Genomic DNA, 8040 nt, shown 5'->3' on the forward strand with positions numbered 1-8040 from the left:
CCGCCGCGAAACGGCCTAGATGCGCGTAGCGCGTGCTGTAGCCGCCAGGGTGATGCAGGACGACGACGTTGCCGTAACCGCCGTCGCGCGCCGCGAACGCCACCGTGCCGTCCCCCGTAGCGTGCACGGGCGTGCCGTACGCCGCACCAAAGTCGGTGCCCAGGTGCGCACGGTAGATGCCCAGCAGAGGGTGATACCGGTTCCACGAGAAAGAAGACGTCACGCGCGAGAATTCGAGCGGCGAGCGCCGGAACGCCAGCCACAAGGACTGGCCATCGCGGTCGTAATAGCCGCCGCCCGCCTTCCCCAGATCGAAGTGTACGGCGGAGTACGTCCGCCCCTGGTTCTCGATCTCCGCGATCAGGATGCGACGCCGCCGCGTGCTGCCATCCTCGCGCCGCTCCCGCTCGTAGACCAGCCGGTAGCGGTCGCCGGGGCGAATGTCATGCGAGAAGTCCAGCCGGTAGGCGTAGATGTCGTTGGCTAGCTGCGCCACCACCTGCGCGCGCTCCCGCGCAGACAGCGTCAGCTCGTCGTCCATCGCGATCGCCTCGTACAGCGTGCGCCCGGCCTCGATCGTGCCCGCGATGTAGACGGTGTCCACATAAATGGCAGCCAGCACCAGGTCGCCGCTCCAGCCAATGATGCTGCGCGCCAGACGCACCGTGCTGTCCGCATTGACCCGCACGTCAATCGAGCGCAGCTCGTCCGTCGCCGCCCAGCGGCGAACCGTCACTTCCGTGCCGCTCACCAGCCAGCGGGGGTCCTTGTGCTCGCGCAATGCCAGCAGCAGGTCCCACAGCTCGGTCCCGGTGATGCCCGACCGCCCCAGCACCTTGGTCAGATTCTCGCCGCCGCGCAGCACGTGCGTGTCCACCCGTTCTGCCGGCGCGGCATACACGGCTTCCAGCAGCGGCGCGTTCTCGCGCGCGCCGTGCGGCTCGCGCGGCAGCACCATGGAAAACGCGCCGAACCCGAAGCCGCAGAGCAGTACGAGCCCCATCGCTCGATATGCGTTCACTTTTCCTTCCCCTGTCGGATCCAATGGCGCTAGTCCATTTGCCGGCGGATGAAGGTCGGAATATCCAGGTCCGACACTTCGAAGCGCGTCAACGGATGGTGCGGCGGCCGTGGGAAAGGGACGGCCTCCGCCAGCGCGGGCGTCGCCGTCATGCGCGCGCCCGCCAGCACCGGTGTCGGCGCTCGCCTGGCCTGGAAGCTCGGCCGCAGCCCGTTACCCCGCACGGGCGCCTCTTCCATGACCAGCCCCGTGGCAATCACGGTCACGCGCACCTCGCCCTCCAGCTCCGCTTCATGCACTGCGCCAAAAATGATCTCAGCGTCCTCGCCTGCCGCTTCCTGGATGATGGTGGCAATCGTGGTCACCTCGTCGATGGTAAGATCCATGCCACCCGTGATGTTGATCAGCACGCCAGCCGCGCCGCGGATCGACAGGTTGTCGAGCAGCGGGCTGGAGATCGCTTCCTGCGCAGCCTGCATGGCGCGGTTGTCGCCGCTGCCGAAGCCCGTCCCCATGAGGGCCGGGCCGCGGTTGGCCATGACCGTCCGCACGTCGGCGAAGTCCACGTTCACTTCGCCGGTCACGTGAATCAGGTCGCTGATCCCCTGGGTGGCGTGGAGGAGGACTTCGTCTGCCCTTTTTAGCGCATCTCGGAAAGAAGTACCCTTCCCGACGACGGACAGGAGTCGCTCGTTGGGGACGACAATAACAGTATCCGCCGTGCGCTGCAGCTCCGCAAGCCCCTGCTCCGCCTGGCGCATCCGCTTCTTCCCCTCGAAAAGGAACGGCCGGGTGACGATGCCGATGGCGAGCGCGCCCAGCTCCCGGGCCATTTCCGCGATGATCGGCGCGGCGCCCGTCCCCGTGCCGCCCCCCATACCCGCGGTGATGAAGACCAGGTCCGCGCCCTCGAGCACGCGCTGCACCTCCTCCCTGCTCTCTTCGATGGCCTGCCGCCCGATCTCCGGCCGCGCGCCCGCGCCCAGCCCCCGTGTCAGCTTCTTGCCGATCTGGATCTTGATCTGCGACTTCGAGTGCTTCAGCGCCTGCGCGTCCGTGTTGACACTGATGAACTCGACCCCCTCCAGGTCCTCATCAATCATGCGGTTCACCGCGTTGCCGCCCCCGCCGCCAATGCCCAGCACCTTCATCCGGGCGTTCTGCGCCGCCGCCTCTTCGAATTCGAAGATCATCATGGCTCACCCTCCTTTGGGTGGCCGGGGCGACCGCGGGCCCCGGACTGGTTGTAACAACAACGCTGTCAGAAGAACTCCTTCAGCCAGGCGACGAGCCGGCTGACTGCGCCGCCCGCGAAAGCCGTCAAGACCCCCGCCTCGCCCGCCGTCCCCGCGCCGTACAGAGCGAGCCCGGTAGCGGTCGCGAACTTCGGCCCGCGCACCGAGTCGGCCAGTCCGGTCAGCCCCTCGGCCGGCACGCCGATGCGCGCGGGCAGTCCAAAGACGTGCTGCGCCAGGTCCACAGCGGCTGCCAGCGCCGCACTCCCGCCTGTCAGCACCACGCCCGCGCCCAGGCGGCCGGTTTCGCCCGCACTCTCGATCTCGCGCGCTACCAGGCCCAACACTTCGTCCAGCCGCTGCTCGATGATGTGGGCGATCAGCTCGCGCGCGACCTGGCGCTTGGCGCCCGGCCCCGGCCCCGGCAGCTCGACCGTCTCGCGCGGGTCCACCAGTTGCGCCGAGGCAATGCCGTAACGCTCCTTGGCCCGCTCCGCCTCCGCAAAGGGCACGGAGAGCCCTTTGGCCAGGTCGCTGGTCAAGGTCGCACCGCCCCAGGGCAGCGTCGCCAGATGCCGCGTCTTCCCCTCCCGGAAGATCGCCAGCTCGGTGGTCGTGCCGCCGAAATCGACCAGCGCCACGCCCACGTCCCGCTCGTCCTCCGTCAGCACGGCCAGCGCCGTGGCCAGCGGCTCGTGGACAAAGGCGTCCACGCGGTACCCGGCCCGCTCGACCGCCTTGCGCAGGTTCTGCGTCGCGGTGGCGGAGCTGGTGACGATGTAGACCTCCGCCTCCAGCCGCGTGCCCGCCATGCCCAGCGGGTCGCGGATCCCGGACTGGTGGTCCACGATGTACTCCTGCGGCAGTGCGTGCAGCAGCTCGCGGTCGGCCGGCACGACCACGGCCCGCGCCACCTCGTGCACCCGCTTCAGATCCGCGGGCGCGACCTCCTCCCCCACCACGGCCACCACGCCCGTGGACGGACCCGCCTGGATGTGCTCGCCCGCGACGCCGGCATAGATCCGGCCGGGCGAGACGCCCGCCATGAGCTCCGCCTCCTGCATCGCCTTGCGCACGCCGGCAGTCGTCTCCTCGAGGTCCGTGACCACTTCCCGCCGCACGCCGGCGCTCCTGGCTTGCCCCACGCCCAGCAGCTTGAGCACTCGCCGCCGCGCCGCGTCGCTCGTGACCTCGCCGATCACTGCGCACGTCTTGGTCGAGCCAATATCCAGTCCCGCAACGATGTTGGGCCGCATCTCAGTTCCCCAGCCCAGGGTCCAGGGAGACGACGACCTGATCACGGAAGCGCAGGTCGATGCGCCGCACCCGCTCGAGCTCGCCGCGCGCGCGCAGGTCCGCCAGCGCGAGGCGCAGTTGCTGGAACCGCGTGGCATCCGCGGCGGGGGGGAGCAGCGCATCCGCCTCGAGGGGCGGGCGGAAAAGCAGGCGCACGCCGCCATCGGCGCGGGCATGCGCCTCGGAAACGCGAGCGGCCAGCCCGGGCTCCAGGCGGCTGAGGCGCTCGAGCGTGGCCAGCGCGCTACGCGTCCCACCATCGCTCAGGCGACGACGGGCCCCGTACGCCCCCTGCGCCAGCAGCACTGGCAGGTCGAGCGCCGCCGCGGCCGCGTCGATGGGCAGCAGGTTGCCCGCCCCATCGACCGCACGCAGCTCCGGGGTGGCGAGCAGCGCCACCGGCTGCACCTCCTTCACTTCCAGGACGAGCGTGCCAGGGAGCTGCCGCTCGATTCTCACATCCGCCACCAGCGGGTGCCGCAGCAGCCGCTCCCGCCACGGCTCCGGGTTGTCGAATACACTCGATTCCGCCGTGATCCCGCTTACCGCCACCGCCACCTCAGCCCCGAGGTAGCGGGTGCCGACCAGTGCGACGCGGCGCACACGGAACGCCTCCACCGCGCGCAGCACCCGCGGTGTGATGACCGCGCTCGCGCCCAGCTTGCCGACCAGGGACGCGAGCAGCAGCCAGCGCAACCAGGGCTTGCGCTTCCGCCTCACCCACCCACCTCCGCGCCCAGCCGCGCGAGCAACTCGCGCGCGGCCTCGTCAATGTTGCCGGCGCCCATGGCCACGCAGACATCGCCCGGCCGCAGCCCGCCCAGCAGGGAGTCGACCAGCTCGGGGAGTGCGCCGTGATAGCGCACGTCCGCGGCGCCGGCAGCGCGCGCCGCCTCCGCCACCAGCTCGCCCGTCACGCCCGGGATCGGCGCTTCCCGCGCCGGATAGACCTCCGTCACCCAGGCCGCGTCCGCCGCGGCCAGTGCCCGGCCGAACCCGGCCGCGAAGTCCCGCGTCCTCGAGTAGAGGTGCGGCTGGAAGACGGCCACCAGCCTGCGCCCCGGATACGCCAGCCGCGCCGCCGCCAGCGTAGCCTCGATTTCCGTCGGGTGGTGCGCATAGTCATCCACCACGGTCACCCCACCAGCCTCCCCCAGCACCGTGAAACGGCGCGCCACGCCTCGAAAAAGCGAAAGCGCGCGCCGCGCGGCCTCGAGCCCTGCACCGGCATGGCGCGCCGCAGCGAAAGCGCCCAGCGCGTTGCGCACGTTGTGCACGCCCGGCACGCCCAGGGTCAGCTCACCCAGCAGCCCGCCCTGCTCCTCGATCCGGAAGCGGCTGCCCGCGGCGCCGCACTCGACGTCCACCGCGCGCAGCGCCGCGCCGGCCGACAGTCCGTAGCCCAGCCCCCGCGCGCCGCCCACCTCGGCCAACAGCGCGCGGGCGCCCGGATCGTCCACGCAGGCGGCGATCAGGCCGTCCGCCGGCACGGGCGCGAGGAACTCGAGGAACGCCTCCCGGATGGCCTCGAGCGTGCCATACACGTCCAGGTGGTCGGCCTCGAGCGTGGTTACCACGGCGACGCGCGGCCGCAACCTGAGGAAGGAGCGGTCGTACTCGTCCGCCTCGACCACGAACAGCCGCCCGCCGCCTGGGCGCAGGCCGCCGCCCCAGGCGGGCACGCGGCCGCCCACAAAGCCAGTCGGTTCCAGCCCGGCATCCTCCAGGATCGACGTCACCATGGCCGTCGTCGTCGTCTTCCCGTGCGTGCCCGCCACGGCCACGACCACACCCCGGTTCACCACCGCGCCCAATGCCTCGGCCCGCTTGAGCACCGGGATCCCGGCCGATCGCGCCGCCACCAGCTCCGGATGCAAGGGCGGAACGGCTGCCGTGGTCACCACCGCGGCGGCGCCAGCCACGTGCGACGGGTCATGCCCCTCGAACACCTGCGCGCCCCGGCCGCGAAGCTCCTCTCCCACCGCGCCCGGTCGCAGATCGCAACCCGTCACCCGGCCGCCCAGGCGCAACACCAGCTCCGCCAGTGCGGACATCCCGGCGCCAGCGACGCCCACGAAATGCACCGGCCCGGTACGCACCAGCGCCTCGAGGTCCGGCAGCGCCATCCCGGGACCAGGTGCGGCCACCACTGTCTCTCCGCCCGCGTTCCCCACCGCGTCCGCCATTACTCCTCCAGCAGCGTCAGCAGCCGGCGCGCGATCTCCCTGGCCGCCTGCGGCCGGGCACGCACCCGCGCGCTTTGCGCCATGCGCGCACGCCCCGCCTCGTCCCAGACCAGCGCCACCACCTCGCGCCACAACCGCTCCGGCGTCAGCTCCTGCTGCGGCAGCCAGAGCGCCGCGCCCGCCGCTGCCAGCGCCCGCGCGTTGTACGTCTGATGGTCCGCCGCCGCCGTGGGCAGCGGCACGAGCAGCGCCGGAATGCCCCAGGCCAGCAGCTCCGCCGTCGCCATGGCGCCGGCCCGCGAGACGGCAATGTCCGCGGCGGCCAGGGCCGTCCCCATCTCCTGGATATAGCCGACCACGTGAACCCAGGCAGGGGGCCCAAGTGGCGCGAGCCGCGCGCGCACGTCCTCGAGGTGCCGCGGCCCCGTGGCCCACAGCAGTTCGAGCCCCTCCGGCCGAGCAGGCAGCGCCGCGCGGGCCACGCCTTCCAGGGCCGCCACCAGCGCCTCATTGATCGGCTGCGCGCCCTGGCTGCCGCCCACCACCAGCACCACGCGACCTGCGGGATGGAGCCCTAGCTGCCGCCGGCACGCACTGCGCTCGAGCAACGGATCGGGCGGCCGGATGGGATTCCCCAGCGCCAGCACCTCCGTCTCGGGACCGGGCCGCAGGTGCTCTGCCGCCTCCGGGAAGCCCAGGTGTACCTGCCGCGCGTAGCGGCTCAGCCAGCGCGTCGTCAGCCCCGGATACGAGTTCTGCTCCTGCACGGCCAAGGGGATACGCTGTACCAGCGCCAGCCCGCAGGCGGGCCCGCTCACGTAGCCGCCGGTGCCCACGGCGAGCCGCGGACGGAAACGGCGGAACACGCCCACCAGAGCCGACACACTCCGTAGCAGCGCGGGCAGCAGCTTCCAGTTCTGCCACACGCGGTCGCGGCGCAGCGGCTCGAGGGGCAGCAAAGTGTGCGGCACCCCTTGCGCGGGAAGCACATCCGCCTCCACGCCGCGGCGCGCCCCCACGAAATGAACCTCGACGCCCGGACGCTCCTCCCGCAGCGCCGCCGCCAGCGCCAGCGCCGGATAGAGGTGTCCGCCCGTGCCCCCGCCCGCGAACAGCACCCGGCTCACCACCGCCGTCCCCGCGCCGCAGCGCCGCCCGAGGACCGCTCCGCTGCGCGCGCGCCAGCCCGCGCAATGCTCAGCAGCACGCCTGCCGACGCCAGGCACACCAGCAGACTCGAGCGGCCGTACGAGATGAAGGGCAGCGTCACGCCCGTCGCCGGCACCAGCGCCAGCGTTATTGCCATGTGCAGCAACGCCTGTACCACGATCAGATTGGTCAGCCCCACGGCCAGCAAGAAGCCGAACAGGTCCGGCGCCTGCCGCGCGATGCGGTAGCCCACCAGCCCCACCAGTGTGAACAGGCCCAGCACCACCAGCACCCCCGCGTAACCCCACTCCTCGCCGATTACGGCAAACACGAAGTCGTTGTGCGGCTCCGGCAGGAAGCCGAACTTCTGCTGGCCCCGCCCGAAACCCACCCCCAGGGGACCGCCACTCCCCAGCGCGATCAGCGATTGATGGACCTGGTAGCTCACGCCCGCAGGATCGTGCGCCGGATCCAGAAACGCCGTGATGCGACGCAGCCGGTAGCCGACCGCCTCGACCCGGTTCCAGAGCAGCGGCAGCACCACCACCCCGAGCACCAGGAAATGGCCAATGCGCGCGCCGCCGGCGAAGGCCACCAGTGCAGCCAGCAGCAGCACCAGCGCCGCCGCCGACAGGTTCGGCTCCAGGAAGATCAGGCCCACCACCACGCCCCAGACCAACAGGAACGGCAAGAGTCCGCGCGAAAGGCTGAACAAACGCTCCTGCTTCTTCGCCACCAGCGCCGCCGTCCACACCGTCACCACCAGCTTGGCCAGCTCCGACGGCTGCAATACCAGCGGGCCGGCCACCAGCCAGCGACGCGCCCCGTTCAGCTCCGGCGCCAGCGCCCGCGTACCCGGAAGCACCAGCACAAGCAGCATCGCCACGATTACCCCCAGAAACGGCCACGCCCAGCTCCTCAGCCGACCATGATCCACCTGCGCCACCAACCCCAGAACCACCAGTCCCAGCGCGCCGCCACTCGCCTGCCGCACCACGAAGTGGTAGTCCTCCAGCCCCCGCGCCTGCGCCATCACTGCACTCGCGCTGTACACGGTCACGACCCCGAACGCCACCAGCGCCAGCACCACAACCAGCAGCACCGGCCCCTCCCAGCCCGCCCCCCAACGCCTCGCCCCACCCGAGCCCCAAGC

At 71.5% G+C, this 8040-nt stretch carries 7 protein-coding genes; all 7 read right to left on the reverse strand.

Annotation, left to right across the window (positions count from 1 at the left end; genetic code table 11):
- On the reverse strand, window positions 1–1021 hold a 1021-nt coding region (locus HY703_04720; protein ID MBI4544477.1), incomplete at its 3' end, for a M23 family metallopeptidase.
- A 29-nt stretch (window positions 1022–1050) separates the two neighbouring features.
- A complete protein-coding gene (ftsZ, locus tag HY703_04725) occupies window positions 1051–2214 on the reverse strand; it encodes a cell division protein FtsZ (protein ID MBI4544478.1) in 1164 nt (387 codons plus the stop codon).
- Between the two features lie 68 nt (window positions 2215–2282).
- A complete protein-coding gene (gene ftsA, locus HY703_04730; GenBank protein MBI4544479.1) occupies window positions 2283–3512 on the reverse strand; it encodes a cell division protein FtsA in 1230 nt (409 codons plus the stop codon).
- A gap of 1 nt (window position 3513) precedes the next feature.
- On the reverse strand, window positions 3514–4272 hold the full coding sequence (locus HY703_04735) for an FtsQ-type POTRA domain-containing protein (GenBank protein MBI4544480.1): 759 nt from the start codon (window positions 4270–4272) through the stop codon (window positions 3514–3516).
- Window positions 4269–5678 (reverse strand): UDP-N-acetylmuramate--L-alanine ligase, encoded by a 1410-nt coding sequence (locus HY703_04740; GenBank protein MBI4544481.1) that lies wholly within the window; start codon window positions 5676–5678, stop codon window positions 4269–4271. The genes HY703_04735 and HY703_04740 overlap by 4 nt, the downstream gene beginning before the upstream one ends.
- 59 nt (window positions 5679–5737) lie before the next feature.
- Complete coding sequence (gene murG / locus HY703_04745; GenBank protein MBI4544482.1) at window positions 5738–6865, reverse strand: undecaprenyldiphospho-muramoylpentapeptide beta-N-acetylglucosaminyltransferase; 1128 nt, start codon at window positions 6863–6865, stop codon at window positions 5738–5740.
- Window positions 6862–8040: putative lipid II flippase FtsW (ftsW, locus tag HY703_04750; GenBank protein MBI4544483.1), on the reverse strand; the 1179-nt coding region annotated here is incomplete at its 5' end. The genes ftsW and murG, both read right to left, overlap by 4 nt.

The organism is Gemmatimonadota bacterium (assembly GCA_016209965.1).
In the GTDB taxonomy this organism is placed as follows: domain Bacteria; phylum Gemmatimonadota; class Gemmatimonadetes; order Longimicrobiales; family RSA9; genus JACQVE01.